This is a genomic window from gamma proteobacterium SS-5, assembly GCA_009497875.2.
GTDB classification, from domain to species: domain Bacteria; phylum Pseudomonadota; class Gammaproteobacteria; order Chromatiales; family Chromatiaceae; genus Magnetovirga; species Magnetovirga frankeli.
This window is the reverse complement of sequence record CP032508.2, coordinates 1,997,526-2,019,174: the sequence shown is the minus strand read 5'-3', so window position 1 is coordinate 2,019,174 and position 21,649 is coordinate 1,997,526. Positions and strand designations below refer to the sequence as shown.

General features: G+C 61.5%; 18 protein-coding genes and 1 tRNA gene. 4 read left to right on the top strand and 15 right to left on the bottom strand.

Features of this window, described 5'->3' with window-relative positions; translation table 11 throughout:
- Positions 1-4: 4 nt before the first annotated feature.
- Positions 5-319: a hypothetical protein gene (locus D5125_14490; protein ID QFY91180.2), complete on the top strand. Its 315-nt coding sequence runs from the start codon at positions 5-7 to the stop codon at positions 317-319.
- A 32-nt stretch (positions 320-351) separates the two neighbouring features.
- On the opposite strand, the gene D5125_14485 is transcribed toward D5125_14490, so the two are convergent.
- From D5125_14485 to D5125_14470, 4 genes are all read right to left on the bottom strand, one after another.
- Positions 352-1,047 (bottom strand): 4'-phosphopantetheinyl transferase superfamily protein, encoded by a 696-nt coding sequence (locus D5125_14485; protein QFY90584.1) that lies wholly within the window; start codon positions 1,045-1,047, stop codon positions 352-354.
- 575 nt (positions 1,048-1,622) lie between these two features.
- Positions 1,623-2,606: a dimethyl sulfoxide reductase anchor subunit gene (locus D5125_14480; GenBank protein ID QFY90583.1), complete on the bottom strand. Its 984-nt coding sequence runs from the start codon at positions 2,604-2,606 to the stop codon at positions 1,623-1,625.
- Between the two features lie 157 nt (positions 2,607-2,763).
- Entirely contained in the window at positions 2,764-3,369 is a 606-nt protein-coding gene (locus D5125_14475; GenBank protein ID QFY90582.1) for a Fic family protein, read from the bottom strand.
- A complete protein-coding gene (locus D5125_14470; GenBank protein QFY90581.1) occupies positions 3,366-5,216 on the bottom strand; it encodes an ABC transporter ATP-binding protein/permease in 1,851 nt (616 codons plus the stop codon). The genes D5125_14475 and D5125_14470 overlap by 4 nt, the downstream gene beginning before the upstream one ends.
- 290 nt (positions 5,217-5,506) lie before the next feature.
- Here D5125_14470 and D5125_14465 point away from each other — a divergent pair, with 290 nt between their 5' ends.
- On the top strand, positions 5,507-7,474 hold the full coding sequence (locus D5125_14465; protein QFY90580.1) for an adenylate/guanylate cyclase domain-containing protein: 1,968 nt from the start codon (positions 5,507-5,509) through the stop codon (positions 7,472-7,474).
- Positions 7,475-7,741: 267 nt separating this feature from the next.
- On the opposite strand, the gene D5125_14460 is transcribed toward D5125_14465, so the two are convergent.
- The 3 genes from D5125_14460 to D5125_14450 form a co-directional block, all read right to left on the bottom strand.
- Positions 7,742-9,076, bottom strand: a complete 1,335-nt coding sequence (locus D5125_14460; GenBank protein QFY90579.1) for a replication-associated recombination protein A — start codon at positions 9,074-9,076, stop codon at positions 7,742-7,744.
- Between the two features lie 2 nt (positions 9,077-9,078).
- Positions 9,079-9,693 carry an outer membrane lipoprotein chaperone LolA gene (gene lolA / locus D5125_14455; protein QFY90578.1) on the bottom strand — a complete coding sequence of 205 codons (615 nt, stop codon included), beginning with the start codon at positions 9,691-9,693 and terminating at the stop codon, positions 9,079-9,081.
- Between the two features lie 94 nt (positions 9,694-9,787).
- Positions 9,788-12,313 (bottom strand): DNA translocase FtsK 4TM domain-containing protein, encoded by a 2,526-nt coding sequence (locus tag D5125_14450; protein ID QFY91179.2) that lies wholly within the window; start codon positions 12,311-12,313, stop codon positions 9,788-9,790.
- 197 nt (positions 12,314-12,510) lie between these two features.
- Between D5125_14450 and trxB the strand changes: the two genes are divergently transcribed.
- Positions 12,511-13,461 (top strand): thioredoxin-disulfide reductase, encoded by a 951-nt coding sequence (gene trxB / locus D5125_14445; GenBank protein QFY90577.1) that lies wholly within the window; start codon positions 12,511-12,513, stop codon positions 13,459-13,461.
- A gap of 318 nt (positions 13,462-13,779) precedes the next feature.
- A complete protein-coding gene (gene pap / locus D5125_14440; GenBank protein ID QFY90576.1) occupies positions 13,780-15,291 on the top strand; it encodes a polyphosphate:AMP phosphotransferase in 1,512 nt (503 codons plus the stop codon).
- Here the strand turns inward: pap and D5125_14435 are convergent.
- The 8 genes from D5125_14435 to D5125_14400 all read right to left on the bottom strand — a co-directional run bounded on the left by D5125_14435 (position 15,263) and on the right by D5125_14400 (position 21,572).
- Positions 15,263-16,063: a TatD family hydrolase gene (locus D5125_14435; protein QFY90575.1), complete on the bottom strand. Its 801-nt coding sequence runs from the start codon at positions 16,061-16,063 to the stop codon at positions 15,263-15,265. The genes pap and D5125_14435 overlap by 29 nt on opposite strands.
- Before the next feature lie 540 nt (positions 16,064-16,603).
- A complete protein-coding gene (locus tag D5125_14430; GenBank protein ID QFY90574.1) occupies positions 16,604-16,948 on the bottom strand; it encodes a PilZ domain-containing protein in 345 nt (114 codons plus the stop codon).
- 9 nt (positions 16,949-16,957) lie between these two features.
- A complete protein-coding gene (locus D5125_14425) occupies positions 16,958-17,950 on the bottom strand; it encodes a DNA polymerase III subunit delta' (protein ID QFY90573.1) in 993 nt (330 codons plus the stop codon).
- A complete protein-coding gene (locus D5125_14420) occupies positions 17,947-18,576 on the bottom strand; it encodes a dTMP kinase (GenBank protein QFY90572.1) in 630 nt (209 codons plus the stop codon). Before D5125_14420 ends, D5125_14425 begins: the two co-directional genes overlap by 4 nt.
- 389 nt (positions 18,577-18,965) lie before the next feature.
- Positions 18,966-19,050, bottom strand: a tRNA-Leu gene (locus D5125_14415).
- Between the two features lie 163 nt (positions 19,051-19,213).
- Positions 19,214-19,462 (bottom strand): hypothetical protein, encoded by a 249-nt coding sequence (locus D5125_14410; GenBank protein QFY90571.1) that lies wholly within the window; start codon positions 19,460-19,462, stop codon positions 19,214-19,216.
- A 2-nt stretch (positions 19,463-19,464) separates the two neighbouring features.
- Positions 19,465-20,124: a NapC/NirT family cytochrome c gene (locus tag D5125_14405; protein ID QFY90570.1), complete on the bottom strand. Its 660-nt coding sequence runs from the start codon at positions 20,122-20,124 to the stop codon at positions 19,465-19,467.
- Positions 20,121-21,572, bottom strand: a complete 1,452-nt coding sequence (locus D5125_14400) for a hypothetical protein (protein ID QFY90569.1) — start codon at positions 21,570-21,572, stop codon at positions 20,121-20,123. Before D5125_14400 ends, D5125_14405 begins: the two co-directional genes overlap by 4 nt.
- Between the last annotated feature and the right edge of the window lie 77 nt (positions 21,573-21,649).

The window sequence follows — 21,649 nt, the reverse complement described above, 5'->3', positions numbered from 1 at the left end:
GGCAATGACCGGACAGCTCGACAATCAGGACAAGAACGAATCTCGGAGAATCGCCATCATCCTCATCGCACTGGTGGCCGTCTTGGTCGCTGCCGCACTGCTCATGCTGCCGCCGCTATCTGACCTGATTGTCCTGCACCTTGCTCCGGGGCTGGGGCTGAAGGATGCCGCCATCATCTCCTTTTTCATTACCCTGGGGCTGATGCTGGTGTTTGCCCTGGCCTCGGGCGATGGCCTGCTGGGTGAAATACAGTTCATACTGGGCGGATTCTTCCTCTTTTTCTTCATTATTTGGCTGATGATCAGCTGGATTTTCTGATCGGTCTGTTTTGCTCTATCCGTCATGCACGATCAGGGCAACAGGGCCCAGGGGCTGATGATCTGGGGTTCAGTTGTGGCATCTGCACCACACCAGGCCAGGGCCAGGCTGTAGCTGTCACCGGGACGGGTCTGCCACAGCCGCCACCGCTCCGGCTTGCCCAGCAAAGGTGTATCAACGCGCAACAGGCGCGGCGGATCGGGGCGCACGGAAAAACTCCCAAGCCCCATGGCAATGCCCTGCCCCACAGCCTTGACCAGGGCCTCTTTCAGGGTCCACAGCTGCACAAAGGCCTGCGCCGGTTCCGCCTGTTCCTCCAGCCAATCGGCCTCATCGGCGGCAAAGAAGCGGCGGGCAAGCGACAGGTCCAGATTGCGCCCCAAGTATTCGGCATCCACCCCCAGCTGACCATCGCGCAGCAGGGCGCAGACCACCAGCCCGCTGGTATGGCTGATGTTGAAATCCAACCCCTGCCCTTCCGCTCCATCCAACCGGGGCTTGGCCCCCTGCCCCGCTCGAATAAAGCGCAGCCTGGCCCCATCCCGCCGGGTCTCCTCCGCCAGCAGGCTGCGCAGCAGGCCGTGGGCGGCGATGTACTCCAGCCGATTGGCCTCAAACACAAAACGTGCCGCCTGCTCACGCTCGGCCGGGTCCAGCAGATCGCGCAACCGGGCCAACCGTTTCTCGCCCAATTCATCCAGATGCAGCAGACTCAAACGAGGGTACATGGGGTTTTTATCCTGATGCGGCCAAGCCTAATGTTCGGATGAACCTAAAAAGAGCATTTGGCCACAGAGCCACAGACGACTCCAGGGCCACCGATGATCCAGTCATCGGTTTGGCATGACCTACCTCCCTGTAGGCCCGACGGAGGAGGTAGAGCGAAGCCTGGAGCCAGAGCCGACGACTCCAGGGACGGAGGAGGTAGAGCGAAGCCTGGAGCCAGAGCCGAGATCACAGAGTTGTTTCAATGAGTTACCTATCAGACTGGGCTCACTTAGAAGGTTTTGAATGTTCGCTTTCCAACACATTGATTTTTCTCTGTGCGCTCTGTGGCTCTGTGGCCAAATGCTCTTTTTAGGGTTAAGCGCCCTTCGCGGCCAAGGCCGCTCCTACCCTTGGGCTGTCCGCTGGGAGGAAGCTTGCCCGTGATTCCAGCCGCTTGCTGATCGAGATCGGACAAGCGGGCGTGGCCTTCGACAGGCTCAGGACATGGCTGGTCTACAACTGGCTAGACACCGGCCCATGCAGAACGCCTCCGAGCCAGCGCTCGGAGCTCCCAGGCACTTAGCTCCCAGGGCCATCAGGCCATGGATTGATAGTAGATATTCTGCGGATGGCTGGTATCGGCAAAAAAATACCAACGCTCGGCCATCAGGCCCAGATATTGGCTTATGAAGGCAAGCAGGGCCAACTCCACGCCGCCCCAGCCGAACAGGAGAATGGCGGCAAACAGACTGGGAAGTGGGAAGCTAAGGATCAGAAACAGATTGCGGATCAGGGTCACCTTGGCCCGTGAACTACCGTGAAAGAACTCGCGGGTATTGAAAGAGCCACCAAGAAAACCCATGGCCTTTTGCTTGATGACGGTGTGGCGCACCCCGATGGCGCTTTGTACATTGGACTTGTGCTTGATGCGCCGATTGCGCAACAAAGAGGCACCCCGGCCGATCAGCGCCAGGGTGGTGGCCACCAAGGCCCAGCCGGCGAAAAAGCCTGCCAGATCACTGCCCTGCCAGGCGGCCAGCACGGCGGCGGCAAGAAAGCCCGAGGCAATGCCGAACAAGGTGAAGTTGATCACCGTCAGCGGGCTGTGCCATTCCTGCAGAAAACGCAGGGCGGCGTAGATCATGCCGGTGCAGACAAACAGGGCAAACACCGCCAGGGTCGCCAGCACACCGATGATCAGGCTGGCGTCCACCGCAAGGCCTTCGCCCAGAGTGAACAATGGCGCGGTCCATTCCAGAAAATGCAGCAGGCCATACAGGGCAATCAGCCCAATGGCGATGGGCAGGGCTATGACCTCGCGCGATAGCCAGGAGGTACGCCACTGGCTGGCAGCCCGCCAGGCCCGTTCGGGACGGCCGAGATGGAAGAAGGAGGCCAGCAGACCCAAGGCGAGAAAACCCAGCGACACCAGCGAGCCCAAGGCATAGAAATCCCAGCTCGGTTGCGCCTCCAGAAGACCGGCCAGGGCATAGAGCTGGGCTGTGAACAAGGCAAGAAACAGGCCCTGACCGACACCGATGAGGGTTGTCAGGAAAATGACTGAGAAAGCGGGGTGCATGGGGATAACTCTACATTCAAGGCAAAAATCACTCATGGGAGCATAACGGGAAAGGCAGGCAGATTAAAGCCCTAGCGGCCAAGTCGCGCAGCAAGCTGCCCTCCCACCAGGTTGCCACGGACCGAGCTATCTGATTGGCTTAACCCAATCCCCGCACTCAAAGATCCTCTGTTCTGAATTCGTAATAGCCCTCGTAAAAATAACTCACATCAATCCCTTTCATGAACAAGACGCGGTCATTAATTCGATCAGTGAGCGCCTGTTTGAGCAAGGACTTAAGCTCAATATCTTTCACCACACTGCGCTGCATGGCAGAAAGATACTCAGCCTTATCGACCTGATTCCAATCAACCACCTTTTTGATTGCCTTTTTGAGCATCAAATCCAGCCAGATGCGCGTGGCACGGCCATTACCCTCGCGAAAGGGGTGGGCAACATTCATCTCGACATATTTCTCGATGATTTCGTCAAAACTGCTTTGCGGCATGGCATCAATATGCCTCAGCGAGGCCTCCAGATACATCAGCGGAGCAAAGCGGAAATCGCCCTTGGCGATATTCACCTCACGCATTTTCCCGGCAAAGTCATAGAGGTCACCAAACAGGCGAGCATGGACAAAGGCCAGCCCAGCAAAGCTGCCAACCTCTGCGTTATCTATCTCACCCGAGTCAAATAGTTGCTTGGCCTTTTGCTTGCTGATCTTCTCTTCCGTCTTGGCCAATTCAACCTGATCAGTGATGCCCAGTTTATTTGGCAAAATCATCGGCTTTGATCCTCCCCGCCTGAGGATCTCAGGCTTTCATCTGGCCCTTCAGACAAAAATGCCTTATCCCGCTCCTCCTGCTGCAGCGCCCACATACGGCTGTATTGGCCTTGTTGGGCGAGCAGTTCGCGGTGGCTGCCCTGCTCGATGATGCGGCCCTGCTCCATCACCAAAATGCGGTCGGCATCAACCACGGTGGAGAGGCGATGGGCTATGACCAGGGTGGTGTGGTTTTGCGCTACCTCCCTGAGGGTGTGCTGGATTGCCTGCTCGGTCTTGGAGTCCAGGGATGATGTGGCCTCGTCGAAGATGAGGATGCGCGGCCGCTTGAGCATGGCGCGGGCGATGGCGACGCGCTGCTTCTCGCCGCCGGAGAGCTTCAGCCCGCGCTCGCCGACCAGGGTATCCCAGCCCTGGGGCAGGCTCTCGATGAAGGTGCGGATGTGCGCCAGCTCGGCGGCCCGTTCGATTTCTTCCCGGCTGGCATCGGGGCGGCCGTAAGCGAGGTTGTAGTAGATGCTGTTGTTGAACAGTACCGTGTCTTGCGGGACTATGCCGATGGCCTCGCGCAGACTGGCCTGGGTCAGATGGCGCAGATCCTGGCCATCGATCAGTACGCGGCCGCCGCTCACCTCATAAAAGCGATACAACAGGCGAGACAGGGTGGATTTACCCGCGCCGCTGTGGCCCACCACCGCCACTTTTTGCCCAGCCGGTACGCAGAAATCCACCCCGTGCAGGATCTGCCGGTCCGGGTTGTAGCCGAAATCCACCTGCTCGAAGCGGATCTCACCCCGGCTGAGTTGCAGCGGCTCGGCATCGGCGGCATCGCGGATTTCCGGCTCGGTCTCCAGCAGCTTGAATACCCGGTCCATGTCCGCCAGGGCGTATTTGATCTGGCGATAAACCACGCCGAGGAAGTTGAGCGGGATGAACAGCTGTAGCATGAAGGCGTTGAGCAGCACCAGGTCGCCGATGCTCATTTCGCCATCCACCACGCCCTGGGTGGCCAGGATCATGATCAGGCTCACCCCCAGGGCGATGATCGCGCCCTGGCCAAAGTTGAGCAGGGACATGGAGGTCTGGCTCTTGACCGCGTTGAATTCCCAGTCCGCCAGGGTGTTGTCGTAGCGATTGAGCTCCATGGGCTCGTTGCCGAAGTATTTCACCGTTTCGTAGTTGATCAGGCTGTCGAAGGCCTGATTGTTGGCCTCGGAATCCAGCCGGTTCATCTGATGGCGATACTCCATGCGCCACTCGGTGATCGCCAGAGTAAAGGCAACATAGACCGCCACAGCACCGAAAGTAACCAGGGTGAAAATGGGGTCGTATTGGCTCAGCATCACCGCTGCCACCAGGCTGAATTCCACCAGCATGGGCAGGATGCTGAACACCATGTAGTTGAGGATGGAGCTGACCGAGCGGGTGCCGCGCTCCAAGTCGCGGCTGAGGGCACCGGTCTGGCGCTCCAGATGAAAGCGCAGGGACAGGGCGTGCAGATGATGCAGCACCCGGGTGGAAAGCCGGCGCATGGCGCGATAGCGCACCTTGGCGAACACCGCATCGCGCAGCTCGTTGAACAGGGAATTGCCCAGGCGCAGCAGACCGTAGGCCAGCAGCAGCATCCAGGGCATCAGCAGCAGGGCCTTGTCGGTCTGCTCCAGGTAATCCACCAGGTCCTTCATCACCACCGGGATGCCGACATTGGCTACCTTGGACACCAGCAGGCAGGCCAGGGCAAACAGGGCGCGGCCCCGGTATTCCCAGAGGTAGGGCAACATGGACTTGAGGTTATGCAGGTCACGCCTGTCCTTGTGCGGTGCCTCGGTGCTGAGGACAATGCTCATGGGTTGTGGGTTCCTGTGAAAAGCGGGCATTGTACCGCCATGGGGCGGGATGTTTTGCCTGTGCCCTGTTGGGGTAGAGTGGAGCTTGGGCCGTTCACTTCGGCTCCGCTCAGTGAACGGCTTTGGCTCCGCTCAGTGAACGGCTTTGGCTCCGCTCAGTGAACGGCTTTGGCCGCCCCATGCCTGTGGCCTTCAGGCGCGCTCGGACTTAGACTGGTGGCCAGGGGTCAGGGACAAGCAAAATAATGGCTGAGGCGCATGGGTAATCAGGCAAGACATAAGCACTACAGATGAGCAACCGAATCAAGTTGGCGCTGCTTTGGGCCGGTATCGCCTGGGCCTGTAGCCTTGCCCTGAGCTATGTGCCCAGCTGGAAGCTGGTGGAGGCCAAGCTGTTTGACCTGGCCACCCTGGCCGCCGCGCCGCACAAGTCCCTGCTGCCCATCACCATAGTACGCATCGACGAGGCCTCTTTTGCCCAGATTGGCGACCAGTGGCCCTGGCCGCGCGGCCTGCATGCCCAACTGCTGGACAATCTGATGGAGGCCGGGGCCGCCGTGGTGGCCTTCGATATCATGTTTCCCGAGGCCTCCGAGCCGGAGCAGGACAAGGCCCTGGCCGAGGCCATAGAGAACACCTTCGGGGCCGTGGTGCTGGCGGCGGATCACGCCTACCACGAGACCGCCATGACCCGGCAATGGATTCGCGTCGATCCCCTGCCCCTGTTCAACCTGGCAGGGGCGGCCACCGGCCTGGCCACCATCAACCTGGATGGCGATGGGGTGATCCGTCAATTCCCCCTGCAACCGGATGCCTTCTGGCGCCAGGTAATCCGCACCCTGATCAGCATGCAGCCGGGAATCGTGGAGGAACCAGCCGTGCCCGAGGGGGCCTGGATTCGCCACCTGGGGCCGAGCCACACCTTTCCCATGATCTCCTATTATCAGGTACTCAATGGCGATGCCTCGATCCCGCCGGACTTCTTCAAGGACCAGATCGTGCTGGTGGGGCGGGACGTGCGCAGCGGGGTGGAGACCGGCTCGGCCCAGGCGGATATGTTCGCCACCCCCTTCCTGCTCAGCAGCGGCCTGCTCACCTCCGGCGTGGAGATCCATGCCACCCTGATCGAAAACGCCCTCATGGGCCAGGCAGTCCTGCCCATCGAACGGCCCTGGACCCTCCTCACCTTCAGCCTGGTGATACTGCTCGCCCTGCCCCTGATCATCTGGTTTCATGTGCTGCGCAGCGCCCTGCTGGTGCTGGTGCTGATGCTGGCTGCGGCCTATCTATCCTATTGGCGGCTGAGCGAGGCCAATATCTGGATCGACCTCAGCTACAGCCTGACCTCGCTCATCATCATGTACCTGGGGGTAGGCATCAGCTCCTACGTCAGCGAGCGCCAGCGCTCTCAGGTGATCAAGCTGGCCTTCTCCAAATACGTCTCCGCCCAGGTGGTGGAGAAGATGATCGACAACAAGGACAACCTCAAGGTCGGCGGTGAGAAGAAGGAACTCACCCTGTTGTTCTCCGACATCGCCGGTTTTACCTCCCTGTCGGAACGGCTCAGCCCGGAGCAGATCGCCGAGGTGATGAACCTCTATCTAACGGAGATGACCCGAGTGGTACACCGCCACGGCGGCACCCTGGATAAATTCATCGGCGATGCGGTGATGGCCTTCTGGGGCGCGCCCCTGGATGACCCGGAACATGCCAAGCACGGTGCCCTGGCGGCAATGGACATGCAAAAAAGCCTGCTCGGCCTACAGGACCGGCTGGCCGAGATGGGAGCAGCGGGGCTGAAGATGCGCGTCGGGGTGCATACCGGCGATGCCATCGTCGGCAACATGGGCTCGGAGGACCGCTTCGACTACACCGCCCTGGGCGATACGGTGAACCTGGCCTCGCGCCTGGAGGGGGTAAACAAGCACTACGGCACCCCGGTGCTGCTGTCCGAGGCCACGGCGAAGCGTTTGGATGGTGCCCTGGGCATACGCCCGGTGGACTGGGTCAAGGTCAAGGGCAAGCAGAAGGCGATCAAGATCTACACCCCCTGTGACGACCTCAGCCTGACGGAAATGACCTACCAGGCCCTCAACGCCTACCTGTCGCAACACTGGTCCGAGGCCGAGGCCCAATGGCGCAAGATCCAGCAGGACTATCCCGAAGACCCCCTGCCGAAGGTATTTATCCCGCGCATCCAGAGGCTGCAACAGGCACCCCCGGAGGACTGGGATGGGGCCACGCCGCTGGAGAAGTGAAGCAGGGGCTTGCACAGGGCGGCCCGCCCTATGCCGTTGCCTGAAGACAGAGGACAGAGGACGGAAGACAGAATTTTGCGTCGCTGCGCGACAGGTTAATTATCGGCAACATTACCCACTTGTCCCACCCCGATCAGCAAGCGGCTGGAATCGCCAGCAAGCCCGCTCCCACCGGCAAGCCAAGCCGAGATAATGGTTGAGATACAGGGGTAATCAGGTCCCCCTTTGCAAAATCCCCCTGGCCCACCTTTGTAAAAGGGGGGAATTTCAAACCTCAAACTTCCCCTTTTTCTGCTCATCCAACTGCCGCAGATGGACCAGCTTTTCGCCGATCTTGATCTCCAGGCCGCGGTTTACCGGCTGGTAGTACCTGGGCTGGGGGTGCCCCTCGGGGAAGTAGGTCTCGCCGGCGGCGTAGGCCTCGGGTTCGTCGTGGGCGTAGCGGTAGGCCTTGCCGTGGCCCAGCTCCTTCATCAGCCTGGTGGGGGCGTTGCGCAGGTGGATCGGCACCTCCAGGCTGCCCGATTGACGGGCATCCTGCATGGCCGCCTTGTAGGCCAGATAGACGGCGTTGCTCTTGGCGGCGCAGGCCAGATAGACCAGGGCCTGGGCCAGGGCCAGTTCGCCCTCGGGGCTGCCCAGGCGCTGCTGCACATCCCAGGCATCCAGGGCGATCTGCAGGGCGCGGGGGTCGGCGTTGCCTATGTCCTCGCTGGCCATGCGCAGGATGCGGCGGGCGATATAGAGGGGGTCGCAGCCGCCATCGATCATGCGGCAGAACCAGTACAGCGCCCCATCGGGCGAGGAGCCGCGCACGGACTTGTGCAGGGCGGAGATCTGGTCGTAGAACAGGTCGCCGCCCTTGTCGAAGCGGCGCAGCTGGCCGCTGGACACCTCCTCTACCACCGCGTTGCGCAGCCGTCCGTCCTCGCTCAAATCATTGCAGATCTCCAGCAGGTTCAGCGCCCGACGGGCATCGCCATCGGCCGCCTCGGCGATCAGCCGAAGCTGCGCCGGATCAGCCTGCAGGCGGCCGTTCAGGCCCTGTTCCCGTTCCAGGGCGTTGCCCAGGATGCGCGTCAGGGTCTCGCTGTCGAGGGGCTTGAGGGTATAGACCCGGGCGCGGGAAAGCAGGGCATTGTTCAGCTCAAAGGAGGGGTTTTCCGTGGTGGCACCAACAAACACCAGGGTGCCATCCTCGACATGGGGCAGAAAGGCATCCTGCTGCGCCTTGTTGAAGCGGTGTACCTCGTCGATGAAGAGCACGGTGGCGCGCTGGCTGGCCTGGCGCGTCTGCCGGGCCTGCTCCACCGCCTGACGGATCTCCCTGACCCCGGCGAGTACCGCAGAGAGGCTGAGGAAGGCGGCGTTGCACTGCTGGGCGATGATATGCGCCAGGGTGGTCTTGCCGGTGCCCGGCGGGCCCCAGAAGATCATCGAGTGCAGGCGGCCGGACTCTATGGCCTGACGCAGGGGCTTGTCCGGCCCGAGCAGGTGCTCCTGACCGATGAACTGGGTCAGGCTGACCGGGCGCATACGATCGGCCAGGGGTCGGTCCGGCTGCGCCTGAGCGGCAAACAGGTCGCCGTCTGCGGGCGACATGCCTATTCCTCGGACTGATCGTCGATCAGGTCCACGCCCTTGGGTACCTCGAAGATGAAGAAGTCCCAGGGCACCTCGGGGTTGCGCCTGATCTTGGCAAATTCGATCTCCGTGGTCTGCCCCAGCTTATCGACTATGTCCATACGCGCCAGTTGCCTGTCACGCAGGGCCACCTTGATGTAGTCGTACTGGCTGTCCTTGTCCCGTGGCACCAGCCTGACCCAGCTGAGATCGCCCTGACCGGGCAAGGCGCTGATAACAAAGGTCTGCTCCACCGGCACATCGCCGGTGAGCACCTGGGCCGGGGTGCCGGACACGGCCTTTTTCTGCGGCTGGCGCGAGGCCTGTTCCAGCTCCTTGTCATACACCCAGACGTGAAAGCCATCGGCCAGCACCATGTGCGGATGGGGCTTGAGGTAGTCCCAGCGGAAGCGGGTGGGCCGCTTCAGGGTGAGCACGCCGCTTTCGCGCTGCTCCTTGCGGCCCTGGCGCACGGTCTGCACAAAATCCGCCTGAAACGTCGTAAGACCGGCGATAAAGGCCTTGAGATCGGCAATGCCATCGGCCTGGGCCTCCAGGCTGAGGATAAGCAAAAACAGGATAATCAGACCACGCATGGGTTGTCCTCGATAGAAGGTTCACAGCTATCAGCGGCCAGCTGCCAGCCTTCAGCTGCTGATGACTGATAGCTGACCGCTGACCGCTGGCCGCTCAATCCTCATAGGCCGGCGGTGCCAGCACCTGGCGGTTGCCGTTGTGCTCCGGGGCCGAGACCAGGCCGACCCGCTCCATCTCCTCGATCAGCCGGGCGGCGCGGTTGTAGCCGATCTTCAGCTTGCGCTGCACGCTGGATATGGATGCCCGGCGGCTTTGGATAACGAACTCCACCGCCTCATCGTACAGGGGATCGGCGTCTTCCACATCCACCCCGGCCGCCGCTGGGGATAGACCGGGGATGGCCTCGCTGGGTTCCTGCAGGATCTCATCCAGATAATCGGGTTGGCCGGTCTGTTTGAGAAAATCCACCACCGCATGTACCTCGTGGTCATCGACGAAGGCACCGTGTACCCGCTTCACCACGCTGCCGCCTGGTGCCAGATAGAGGCCATCGCCGTGGCCAAGCAGGTTCTCCGCGCCCATCTGATCGAGTATGGTGCGCGAGTCGATGCGCGAGGAGACCTGGAACGACAGGCGGGTGGGGATATTCGCCTTGATCAGGCCGGTGATCACATCCACCGAGGGCCGCTGGGTGGCCAGCAGCAAGTGGATACCGGCGGCGCGGGCCTTCTGCGCCAGGCGGGCAATCAGCTCCTCCACCTTCTTGCCCACCACCATCATCATGTCCGCCAGCTCGTCGATCACCACCACGATGTAGGGCATCTTCTCCAGGGTCGGCACCCCGTCCACCTCCAGCGCCATGGCCGGGTTGAAGAAGGGGTCGGGAATCGGCTCGCCGGCGCTGATCGCATCGCCCACCTTGCGGTTGTAACCCTTGATGTTGCGCACCCCCTGCGAGGCCATCAGCTTGTAGCGCCGCTCCATCTCCGCCACGCACCAGCGCAGGGCATTGGCCGCCTCATTCATGTCGGTCACCACCGGTGTGAGCAGGTGGGGAATGCCCTCATATACCGACAGCTCCAGCATTTTGGGATCCACCATGATCAGACGCACATCCTCCGGCGAGGCCTTGTACAGCAGGCTGAGGATCATGGCGTTGATCGCCACCGACTTGCCCGAGCCTGTGGTGCCGGCGATCAGGCCGTGGGGCATCTTGGCCAGATCGGCCACCACCGGCTCGCCGCCGATGTCCTTACCCAGGCAGAGGGTAAGCAGGGACTCAGACTCCTGATAGACGCGGGAGCCCATGATCTCGCGCAGATAGACGGTCTCACGCTGTTCATTGGGGATCTCCAGGCCGATGGTGGTCTTGCCCGGAATCACCTCCACCACCCGCACCCGGCTGGTGGACAGGGAACGGGCCAGGTCGTTGGACAGGCCGGTGACCTTGCTGGCCTTGGTGCCGGGGGCCAATTGCAGCTCAAACAGGGTAACCACGGGGCCGGGATGTACCTCCTCCACCTCGGCCTTGACGCCGAAATCAGCCAGCTTTTCCTCCACCTGACGCGACATCTCGATCAGGGTCTCCTTGCTGTAACCGCCGATACGCGGCGGTGCCTTGTCCAGCAGACCCAGGCCCGGCAATTCACCTGAGGCGACCTGGGGCAGCCGGGTATGGGTAATGGTGCGGCGCTGGTTTTTTCTTTGCCCGTCACCGGCCACGCTCTGTTTCATCATGCGCACGAAGGAGGCCGTGGTGGCCAGACCGGGCAGGTCCTCAACCGGCACCGAATGGGCGTCTGCCCGCTCATTGACCACCAGTTTTTGAGGTGCCGTCTCGGTCAGCGTTGGCTCGATACGCTCATCCATGAATTCCTCGATCAACTCCCGGTTCAGGCGCAGGGTCGGCTCCTTCGTCTCTCTGGGCTCAGGACCGGGCTCGGCAGCCTGATCACCCGAGGCTTGCAAGGAGACGCGCAGCCGGGGCAGATGCCAGCGCGGCAGACGCAACCCCAGGGAGGGCAGGCGTAAACGCGGCCAGTCCCCCTCCCCCAGGCGGCCCAGCAGATGCAGCACGCCGCTGCCCAGGTATTCCATCAATGCCACCCAGGACAGCCCGGTGAACAGGGTCACCCCCAGCAACAGGGCCGCCAGCATGAGCACAGAGCCGCCCACAACGCCGAGATGGGGCAACACCAGGGCGGCAATCAACCGACCCAGAATGCCGCCCGCCTCCATCGGCAGGCTGGCCATCACCCCCGGCATCTGCGCGGCGGCAAAGGCGGCCGCGCCGAGCAGGCCCAGCACCAGCCCCACCCAGCGGATGATATTGAAGGGAAAATGATCCAGCGCCGACTCATCGCGGGGATTGCGGTAATAATTCCAACCCAGCCAGACCAGCACCAGCGGCAGCAGGTAGGCGGCAAAGCCCAGCAGATAGAGGCCGATATCGGCACACCAGGCACCCACCCGCCCCACCAGGTTCTTCACCTCGGCGGCATGACCGGTGAAAGACCAGCCCGGGTCGGCCGGTGAATAGCTGAGCAAGGCCAGCAGCAGCAGCAAGGCCGCCGCCAGACTCAACAGCAACACCGCCTCCCTGAGCCGTTTGCCCATGAAAACCATCAGGGTCGGCAAAACCGGCCGTTGCGATTGCAGTACTTGTGTGAATATAGTCATTTTTAAATAAATTCGTTAGTTACGAGTTTTATCTTAGATCAATTCTAGACTCCTTGCCCGCTAAAATCCAGCCCTTTATAGATATCGGGAAAAAGCGGCCGCGCTGCGGCACGGACTGCCGAGGTGATCTGTTAAACTGCGCCCACATCGGCGGGACCACCCCGTCCGCGATCAACCTGTTCAGAGGAGCCTTCTCCATGAGTGAAACCAGACACTGTCCGCTGCTGATCCTGGGCTCCGGCCCGGCCGGTTACACCGCTGGCGTCTATGCCGCCCGCGCCAACCTCAAGCCCGTGCTGGTCACCGGCATGCAGATGGGTGGCCAGCTGACCACCACCACAGACGTGGAAAACTGGCCCGGCGACCCGGACGGGGTTCAGGGGCCAGACCTGATGGAGCGCATGCGCCTGCACGCCGAGAAGATGGGCACGGAGATCCTGTTCGATCACATCCACCAGGTGGACCTGAGCCAGCGCCCCTTTCGCCTCAAGGGTGACTCGACCCAGTACAGCTGCGATGCCCTGATCATCGCCACCGGGGCCAGCGCCCGCTACCTGGGCCTGCCCTCAGAGGAGGCCTTCAAGGGCAAGGGGGTCTCCGCCTGCGCCACCTGTGACGGCTTTTTCTACAAGAATCAAAAGGTCGCTGTGATTGGCGGCGGCAACACCGCAGTGGAGGAGGCCCTCTACCTGGCCAATATCGCCGCCCATGTCACTGTGGTGCATAGACGCGATGCCTTCCGCTCGGAAAAGATACTGGCCGAACGCCTCCAGGCCAAGGCCGCCGAGGGCAAGGTGAGCATCGAATGGAACCATGTGCTGGATGAGGTCCTGGGGGATGCCACCGGCGTCACCGGCATGCGTATCAAGCATGTGCAGAGCGGCGAGATCCAGGATATCGACCTGATGGGTGTATTCATCGCCATCGGCCACTCGCCCAACACCGGCATCTTCGAGGGCCAGTTGGCAATGAACAACGGCTATCTCAAGGTCCAGGGCGGCATCGAGGGCAACGCCACCCAGACCAGCATCCCCGGCGTGTTCGCCGCAGGTGACGTGGCCGACCACAACTACCGCCAGGCGGTCACCTCGGCCGGCACCGGCTGCATGGCCGCCCTGGACGCCGAACGCTATCTGGATGGGTTGTAGCGCCGCCTTTCCCATTCGGCCCGGCGCAGACATGGGGCCTGGCCATGAACAACCTAAGGATCATGGGGCGACCCCACACCTATCTGAGCTAGGTGTGGGGCGGTGGCCATGCAGTCGCCTCCCGGGGGAGGGAGAGCAAACGAGCGCTTCACGACTTTCACAGTAAACGACACGCCTCGGAACAGCCCAACACAGATGCCTTCGGGAAGGCCGTTTTATTTTGTTCCAAGCAGACTTAGGGGCTACTATTACATGCCCATGACACAGCAGGGCAAGGCCTTGCCCCCGACAGCCAACCGCCGATGAGGAACCCAGCCGATGTTTGAAGCAGCAAAACTCCAGCGCAAGGTCAGTAAATCCGATTTCAAACAGCAGGAAGTGGACCTGCGCACCGAGCTGCTGGCCATGCAGCGGGAACTCAAGGAGAGCGGTAAAAGCCGCATCATTGTGATCATCACCGGCGTTGAAGGGGCCGGCAAGGGTGAGGTGGTCAATCGTCTGAATGAGTGGATGGATGCCCGTGGCATTGCCACCTACGCCTTTTGGCAGGAGTCCGATGAAGAACGGGATCACCCGCGCTTCTGGCGCTTTTGGCGCAATCTGCCCGGTTCCGGTGAGATCGCCATCTTCTTTGGCGGTTGGTATCAGAAGCTGATCGAAGAACGGGTGTTGGGCAACTGGGATGATGAGCGCCTGAGCGCGGAATTTCGCCGCATTGCCGGCATCGAGCGTATGCTTAGCGAAGACGGCGCTTTAATACTCAAGTTCTGGTACCACATGTCGGAAAAGGACCAGCGCAAGCGTCTCAAGGATCTCTCCCGGGACGATCGCAGCCGCTGGAAAATGCTGCCCAAAAAGAAGCAATTCAGCCAGCATTATGAGGACTATGAAAGGATTGCCGAGCGGCTGATCCGGCATACCGATTACGGCTTTGCCCCCTGGTACATCGTCGAGGCCAGCGACAACCGCTACCGTGACCTGACCACCGCCCGCACCCTGCTCACCGTGGCCCGCAAACACATGGCCCTGCGCCAGAACAACTGCCAGATTAACAGCGAAGACAACCCCAACGCCGAGCCGGATGCCCCACTCTCCGCCGAGGCCCAGACGACGATCCTGGATCGCATCGATCTGAGCAAAGGCCTGGATCGGGACGACTACCGCAAGCAACTGGAGGCCCTGCAGGAAGAGGCCAACGAACTGGTATGGGAGGCCTACAATCGTAAGCTGGCAACGGTACTGGTGTTCGAGGGCTGGGATGCCGGCGGCAAGGGCGGGGCCATCCGCCGCTTTACCAGCGCCATTGATGCCCGCCTCTACCGCTATATCTCCATCGCCGCGCCCAATGACGAGGAACGCGAACATCAGTATCTGTGGCGTTTCTGGCGGCATGTGCCCGCTGCCGGTCGGGTCAGTATCTTCGACCGCTCCTGGTATGGCCGGGTACTGGTGGAGCGGGTCGAGGGCTTTGCCAGCGAGCACGAGTGGCGCCGGGCCTATAACGAAATCAATGATTTTGAGGGCCAGTTGATCGATAACGGTGCCCTGGTGCTGAAGTTCTGGCTGCACATCGACAAGGATGAACAGCTACGCCGCTTCAAGGAACGGGAAAAGATACCCTACAAGGCCCACAAGATCACCGAGGAAGACTGGCGCAACCGGGAGAAATGGGACGAATACAAGCACGCGGTGAACGAGATGGTGGTGCGTACCAGCACCAACCTGGCCCCCTGGATCATAGTGCCGGGCAATGACAAGAAATACGCCAGGGTCGAGGTGTTGAGACAGATCTGCAGCCATCTCAAGGCCCATTTGAAGACGCACAAATAAAAAAGTTTAAAAACAGCCTGTCAAAATTCTGATTAGTCTGCTCCATCATGTCTTGCAGGGGCATTTGTCTCAGGTCCGCCAGGCATTGGGCGACCAGGGCGACGTATTTGGGTTCGTTAGGCTTGCCACGGTGGGGTACGGGGGCCAGGTAGGGACAGTCGGTCTCGATCAGGATGCGCTCCAGGGGTACGCGCTTGGCGGTTTCGCGCAGGTCCTCGGCGGTCTTGAAGGTGACTATGCCGGAGAAGGAGATGTAAAAGCCCATCTCCAGCGCCTGCTCGGCCATCGCCCAGTTCTCGGTGAAGCAGTGCATCACCCCGCCGACCTGCTCCGCGCCCTCCTCGCGCATGATTCTTATGGTGTCCTCACGGGCCTCGCGGGTGTGGATGATCAACGGCTTGGCGCAGAGTTTGGCGGCGCGGATGTGGTTACGAAAGCGCTGCTGCTGCCAGTCCAGATCGCCCTTGCTATGGAAGTAATCCAGCCCGGTCTCGCCGATGGCGACATTCTGCCCATGACGGGCCAGTTCCACCAACTCCTCAGGCTCCGGCGTGCGCCGGTCGGGCTCGTTGGGGTGTACCCCGACGGAGATGAAGATATCCTCCCTGCCCTCCACCAGGTCCAACATGCCCGGATAGCGGTCCAGATCAATACCGGCGCAAAGCATGCGCCCTACCCCAGCGGCGCGGGTCTGCTGCAGAAAGATGGAGAAATCGCCGCCATAGGGCCTGAGATCGACCCGATCGAGGTGGCAGTGGGAATCAGTGAACATGGGATTTACCTAAAACAGGAACGCAAAGAGCGCAAAGGAGACGCAAAGAACGCAAAGATTACAAAAATTAGGCGGTTAAGCCCCTCGCCCCTTGGAGAGATGTGTTGGGGAGAGGGGGCAAGGCGTCACCTTCAAACTTCAAACGTAACTACTCGCCCACTCTCATCTCTAAGGACAGAGCATCTAATTCCCCCCTTTGCAAAGGGGGATGTCAACTAATTCCCCCCTTTGCAAAGGGGGGTAGGGGGGATTTCTTCAGCCAGAATCCCCCTCAATCCCCCTTTTGCAAAGGGGGAGGTCAACTAATTCCCCCCTTTACAAAGGGGGGTAGGGGGGATTTCTTCAGCCAGAATCCCCCTCAATCCCCCTTTTGCAAAGGGGGAGGTCAATTCTCTACCCATTAAACCCCCTTCGGTTAGGGGCAATAACCGGTCGCCAAGGGCTGAGGTAGTTTCCACAGCTGTTCCACCTGAGACATCCCTACAGTCGTTTATTCAAAGGGGTGAGGGGCCTAATGGCCTGAGTACTTACCTTCAAACTTTACATGGTGTGCGTCGGCCGATCGGCCTGCAGGGCACCGGCCAGGTAGCCTTCGATCTTGTTGCGGGCGTTGCCCTCGTCCTGCTCGCCAAACTGCACCCCAATGCCGTGGGAGCGGTTGCCCTCGGCACCCACCGGGGTGATCCAGACCACCTTGCCCGCCACCGGGATGCGCTCGGTTTCTTCCATCAGGGACAGGAGCATGAACACCTCCTCGCCCAACTGATAGCGTTTGGTGGTGGGAATGAACAGGCCACCGTTCTTGACGAAGGGCATATAGGCCGCGTACAGGGCATTCTTGTCCTTGATGCTCAGAGACAGTATCCCCTTTTGGCCTCCCGGCATACTCATGGTTCAGCGCCCTCCCCTTGTGTGGGCCGCCGCAGCGGCCAGGCCGATCGATAATCGTTCCAATTGTAACTGCAAGTTCAGCTGAGAGGTAATCGACTTGCGCAGTTGAATCAACTCCTGGGCCAGTTCGTGCCAATCCCGCTCGCTGCGGCGCGGGGCCAGTTGCACCAGGGCCTGGCGCATGTCGGGGTTGAACGGCGTGGTCAGGGCCGGATCGACCCGCAGGCGCAGCAGGTCCAGCAGCAGGCTGGCCAGCCAATCCAGCAGCTGGGGGACGTCCGCCTTGCTCCATTGCTCGGCCACCTGAAGGGGATCGGCACGCCCCTCCAGCAGCCCCAGCACCTGCTGCAATATAACCGAGCGCCGCTCCAGCACCCCTTCCCCCGCCAACTGCAGGGCCTTCAACGGTGCCCCGGCGGCCACCGCCAGCAGGGTCGGCCAGTCACCACTGCCCTGCCCTGCCAGCCAGTCCAGCGCCGCTTGGTACTGCGGCAGGGGAAAGTCGAGCCGCTGGCAGCGGCTGCGGATGGTGACCGGCAACCGACCAGGCTGCGAGCTGATCAGCAGCAGCAAGCTGCTGGGGCTGGGTTCCTCCAGGGTCTTGAGCAGGGCATTGGCGGCGGCGGTGTTTAGGGCATCGGCCGGGTCCAGGATGCAGAGCTTGTAGCCGCCACCTTGAGTGGACAGGGGCTCGCTGCCGATAAACTCACGGATGGTGCCGATCTTCAGCTGCTTGCCCGACTCCTCCGGCTCAAGAAAGACCAGATCAGAATGGGTGCCGGCCCGGACCAGCTGGCAGTTGTCGCAGACACCACAGGCTAGGTGCTCGGGCGTGGGGGTACGGCACAGCAGGCCCTCGGCAAAGGCCTGGGCGAAGCGGCGCTTGCCGGTCATCGCAGGCCCGCTGAGCAACAGGGCATGGGGAATGCGCCCCTGCCCCCGGGCCTGCTGCAATTGTCGCCATTGGGCCTGTTGCCAAGGAAGAAAATCGGTCATTTGGGGCTATCCAGCAAGGCATCGATCAGTTCGGCCAGCTGCCCCTGAACCTCGCCCAGGGATAGGCTGGCATCCACCCGCTTGACCCGCTCGGGCTGGGCTGCGGCTATGTCCAGGTAGGCCTGACGCACGGCCCGAAAAAAGGCCAGGGACTCGGCCTCAAAGCGATCCGGCGTGGAGCGCTTGCCGGCCCGCTCCAGCCCTAGCTCCACCGGAATATCCAGCAGCAGGGTCAGATCGGGCCGCAGCGGCCCCTGCACCCAGTCCTCGATCTGCTCCACCCGCTTGGCCGAGAGGGTGCGACCGGCACCCTGATAGGCGTAGGTGGCATCGGTAAAGCGGTCGCACAGCACCCAGTCACCCCGTGCCAGGGCGGGCTTGATCCGCTGCTGCAGGTGCTCGGCGCGGGCGGCGAACATCAGCAGCAACTCGGCCTTGGCGCTCATGCCCTGGTGTTTGTGGCCCAGCAGCAGGGCACGCAGGTCTTCGCCCAGGGGCGTACCGCCGGGCTCGCGGGTCTCCACCACCGCCAGGCCCTGCCGCTCGATGTATTGGCGCAAAAAGGCCATGCAGGTACTCTTGCCCGCGCCCTCAATGCCTTCGATGGTGATGAATCTTCCGCTCATTTGCTCAGACCACAGACTCTGCCCCCATCAGATTAACACCACAGGCAGGGGACATCACCTGCGAAAGATGGTCCGATTATCCAGTCATCGGTGGCCATGCGGTCGCCTCACGGGGGGGGAGAGGGGAGCAAACGAGCGCTTCGCGACTTTCACAGTAACGGCTTGAGCCGATGCCATTGCTCAATGAGCCAGGCACCCCGGCCCCTAGGAGCCTGTCGGGTTTAGGTGCCCGTAGCGAGCAAGGTGGAAGAGCGAGAACAAATTTTCATGATTTTGAGGCGCTGAGTTGGCCTACGCAACGAAAAATCGGGGCCAATGTTCAAAACAATTCTGGGCCGTTTCGGGACTTGGGAATCGGGAGTTGCCACGGATGTTTCACACCAACCCATTGGTGCGAAAGGGGAGACTCGAACTCCCACGGGTTGCCCCACTGGAACCTAAATCCAGCGCGTCTACCAATTCCGCCACTTTCGCTTGAGGTTTTGCGGCTCTAGGAGCCTGTGTGCAGGCCCGGACCAAGCTTGTCTGGTCTGGGGTGGGTCTGCGGGTTGCTGTCACTGATGTGCCAGGCTTGGGCTGGCGGGGCCATTCTACCCCAAGCCTTGGTCTGGTGATAGCGGCCTGAGTTGAGGCGGATTCAGTCGCAGTCGTCGGTGTATTTGCGCAGGCCGGGGATGACGGTGAGCAGGAAGGTGGAGATCAGGATCAGCGGGGCGAAGAAGAACAGCAACATGCCGATGACGGTGAAGATGTGGTTGATATTCGCCACGCTGGGGATCAGCTTCAGGCCGGCCAGCATCATGATGGCACCGGCGGCGAAGAAGGCGAAGGAGAAGCCTATGCCCTCGCGCATCTGGTGACAGCCAAACATCAATAATTTACGCATGTTCAGTTCTCTTGCTTGATCGCGGGCGGGGGAATCTTGCCTTGGTGGATTTGCTCCGCCGTGCCCGGTTCCAGGCCAAATTCCTGCTCCACCATGAGGTTCCAGGCATCACGCTTGAATACCTGCTTGTCCGGCACCTTACGGTGTACCAGGTTGTAATGACAGTCGATGCAGGTCTTGCCCTCGGCCCCCTCGTTGTGGATCTCCAGAGTGTCGGCGCGGCGGCCGCTGATGATCTTCTGGGTGTGGCACTTGCGGCAGGTGGCCGAATCGCGTTCACGGAACCAATCGCGGGTGCTGAAGGATGCCTCGGGCATGTGCAGCAGGTTGACCACGGGGTTGTCATACTCCGGTCCGAAGATCTGCTTGTACAGGTCTCTGGCACCTATGATGTGGTCCAGGGTGGCGGCGATCAGGCCCTCGGAGACGTGGCAGTCGCCACAGCTGGCGCGGATGCCGGAGGGCGAGTTGTAGTGGGCCGATTCCCGATAGGGCTGGGCCACCAGCTCCATGGAGTGACAGCTGGTGCAGAATGCCTCGGTGCTGGTCTGGTGATCGAATTCGATCAGCATGAAGACGAACAACATGCCAAACAGACCCGAGACCACCATGGCCAGGACGATGCGCCGACTGATGAACTCCAGGGCCAGTGGGTTACTCATGGCTCGGCATCCCTGTTGCCGACGCCGAGCACCTCAGGGGCCGGGGTCTGGGTGTCTGCCCCCTGGGTTAGCCAGGCGTGTTCGGGCCGGTCTTGCAGGTGCTGTTGGATCAGGGCCTCGGCCGCTTTGCCCAGGGCGCGGACCTGGGGCAGGAATTGGCCATAGAAATTCTGCCCCAGCTGGTGCATGCCCTGCCAGCCGGTATGCTCTGGGCTCATCATGGCGGCACCGTGGCGGGCGCGCACGCCTTCATCGTGCCACAGGCGCCAGTAGGTCAGCTCCAGTGGCTCATCGAAGGGTGCCGGGCTGAGCAGGCCTTGTTCATACAGGTCGGCCATGATGGCCTGGGCCGGGCGGCCAAACTTGGCGTTGTACAGCTCGATTACCGAATCGAACTGCTGCATGAAGCCCTCGATGGTGTTCTTGGCATGGCACTCCAGACAGACCTGGGTCATCGCCTTGCGCCTGCGGTCGGCCGGTACCAGTAGCTTGACCTTGGCCTCGGTACCGTCGTATTTCGGCATCATCGCGCCGCGCGCGGGCTTGGGCTCAGACGCCAGCAGGGTACGCTTGTCGCCGTCCTCGAACAGCACCAGGTGCTGCTGTTCAGACACCGGTCGATTCAGCTTCCAGGCACTGCGCAGGCCGACATCGTGGCCGGAGGGCAGCTTGCCCGCCGCACCCATGTGGCAGGTCACGCAGGTGGCCGAGGCGGCATAGTCCTTGCCTGCTACCCAGCTATCTGAATCCAGGTTCATTTTGTCTTTCTGGCTGGCGTAGGCGCGGCCATGGGGCGAGGCCTCGAATACCTCTTTGTCCGGTGAGTCCAGGCCCTGATGACAGACAGTGCAGGCCTCCGGTTGGCGCGCCTGTGCCTTGGAGAAGCTGTGACGGCCATGGCAGGCCGAGCAGGAGCCCTTGGAGCCATCGGGGTTGATGCGGCCTATACCGGAGTTGGGCCAGGTGGCGGGATCAAGGCTGCCATCGCCGCGGACCTCGACCTTTGCGCCATGACACTGGGCGCAGCTGGCATCGGCTGCGGCCTGACCGCCCAGGTCTTGGGCCAGGAAGGGGTGTGCGCGGCCCAGCAGGTCGATGGCGTTGACATGCACCGAACTGCTGTTTTGCTTCTCCTCCTGTTCATGACAGCGGCCACAGTCCTTGGGCGAGACTATGGTGGCTATGGTGAAACCCTCATGCTCGATGGCGTCCACCTCGGCGGCATCGGCCTGATGGCAGTCGAGGCAGTTGACGTTCTCCTTGCCGTGGGCGCTATCGCGCCATTGCAGGACTATGCCCGCCGAGGTCTTGCTGTGGCACTTGACGCATTCCTCGCCACCCTCCAGTCCCCAATGAGAGGGGTCCAGCTTGACCTTGGCAGCCAACAGGGGCGGGGCCAACAGACTGAGAAACAACAGGGCCAGGCAGGCGCGCAAGGGGGCAGACATGACGGCGGCATGCTCCTATCGACCGATCAATGGGGGTTGGGCTGACTGAGCGCAGCCCCCTGCCCTGCCAACAGACA

Bases quoted from the DNA above. Each gene is read 5' to 3' on its own strand.
- D5125_14490 (QFY91180.2), top strand. From the start codon at position 5: ATGACCGGACAGCTCGACAATCAGGACAAGAACGAATCTCGGAGAATC.
- D5125_14485 (QFY90584.1), bottom strand. From the start codon at position 1,047: ATGTACCCTCGTTTGAGTCTGCTGCATCTGGATGAATTGGGCGAGAAA.
- D5125_14480 (QFY90583.1), bottom strand. From the start codon at position 2,606: ATGCACCCCGCTTTCTCAGTCATTTTCCTGACAACCCTCATCGGTGTC.
- D5125_14475 (QFY90582.1), bottom strand. From the start codon at position 3,369: ATGATTTTGCCAAATAAACTGGGCATCACTGATCAGGTTGAATTGGCC.
- D5125_14470 (QFY90581.1), bottom strand. From the start codon at position 5,216: ATGAGCATTGTCCTCAGCACCGAGGCACCGCACAAGGACAGGCGTGAC.
- D5125_14465 (QFY90580.1), top strand. From the start codon at position 5,507: ATGAGCAACCGAATCAAGTTGGCGCTGCTTTGGGCCGGTATCGCCTGG.
- D5125_14460 (QFY90579.1), bottom strand. From the start codon at position 9,076: ATGTCGCCCGCAGACGGCGACCTGTTTGCCGCTCAGGCGCAGCCGGAC.
- lolA (QFY90578.1), bottom strand. From the start codon at position 9,693: ATGCGTGGTCTGATTATCCTGTTTTTGCTTATCCTCAGCCTGGAGGCC.
- D5125_14450 (QFY91179.2), bottom strand. From the start codon at position 12,313: ATGACTATATTCACACAAGTACTGCAATCGCAACGGCCGGTTTTGCCG.
- trxB (QFY90577.1), top strand. From the start codon at position 12,511: ATGAGTGAAACCAGACACTGTCCGCTGCTGATCCTGGGCTCCGGCCCG.
- pap (QFY90576.1), top strand. From the start codon at position 13,780: ATGTTTGAAGCAGCAAAACTCCAGCGCAAGGTCAGTAAATCCGATTTC.
- D5125_14435 (QFY90575.1), bottom strand. From the start codon at position 16,063: ATGTTCACTGATTCCCACTGCCACCTCGATCGGGTCGATCTCAGGCCC.
- D5125_14430 (QFY90574.1), bottom strand. From the start codon at position 16,948: ATGCCGGGAGGCCAAAAGGGGATACTGTCTCTGAGCATCAAGGACAAG.
- D5125_14425 (QFY90573.1), bottom strand. From the start codon at position 17,950: ATGACCGATTTTCTTCCTTGGCAACAGGCCCAATGGCGACAATTGCAG.
- D5125_14420 (QFY90572.1), bottom strand. From the start codon at position 18,576: ATGAGCGGAAGATTCATCACCATCGAAGGCATTGAGGGCGCGGGCAAG.
- D5125_14410 (QFY90571.1), bottom strand. From the start codon at position 19,462: ATGCGTAAATTATTGATGTTTGGCTGTCACCAGATGCGCGAGGGCATA.
- D5125_14405 (QFY90570.1), bottom strand. From the start codon at position 20,124: ATGAGTAACCCACTGGCCCTGGAGTTCATCAGTCGGCGCATCGTCCTG.
- D5125_14400 (QFY90569.1), bottom strand. From the start codon at position 21,572: ATGTCTGCCCCCTTGCGCGCCTGCCTGGCCCTGTTGTTTCTCAGTCTG.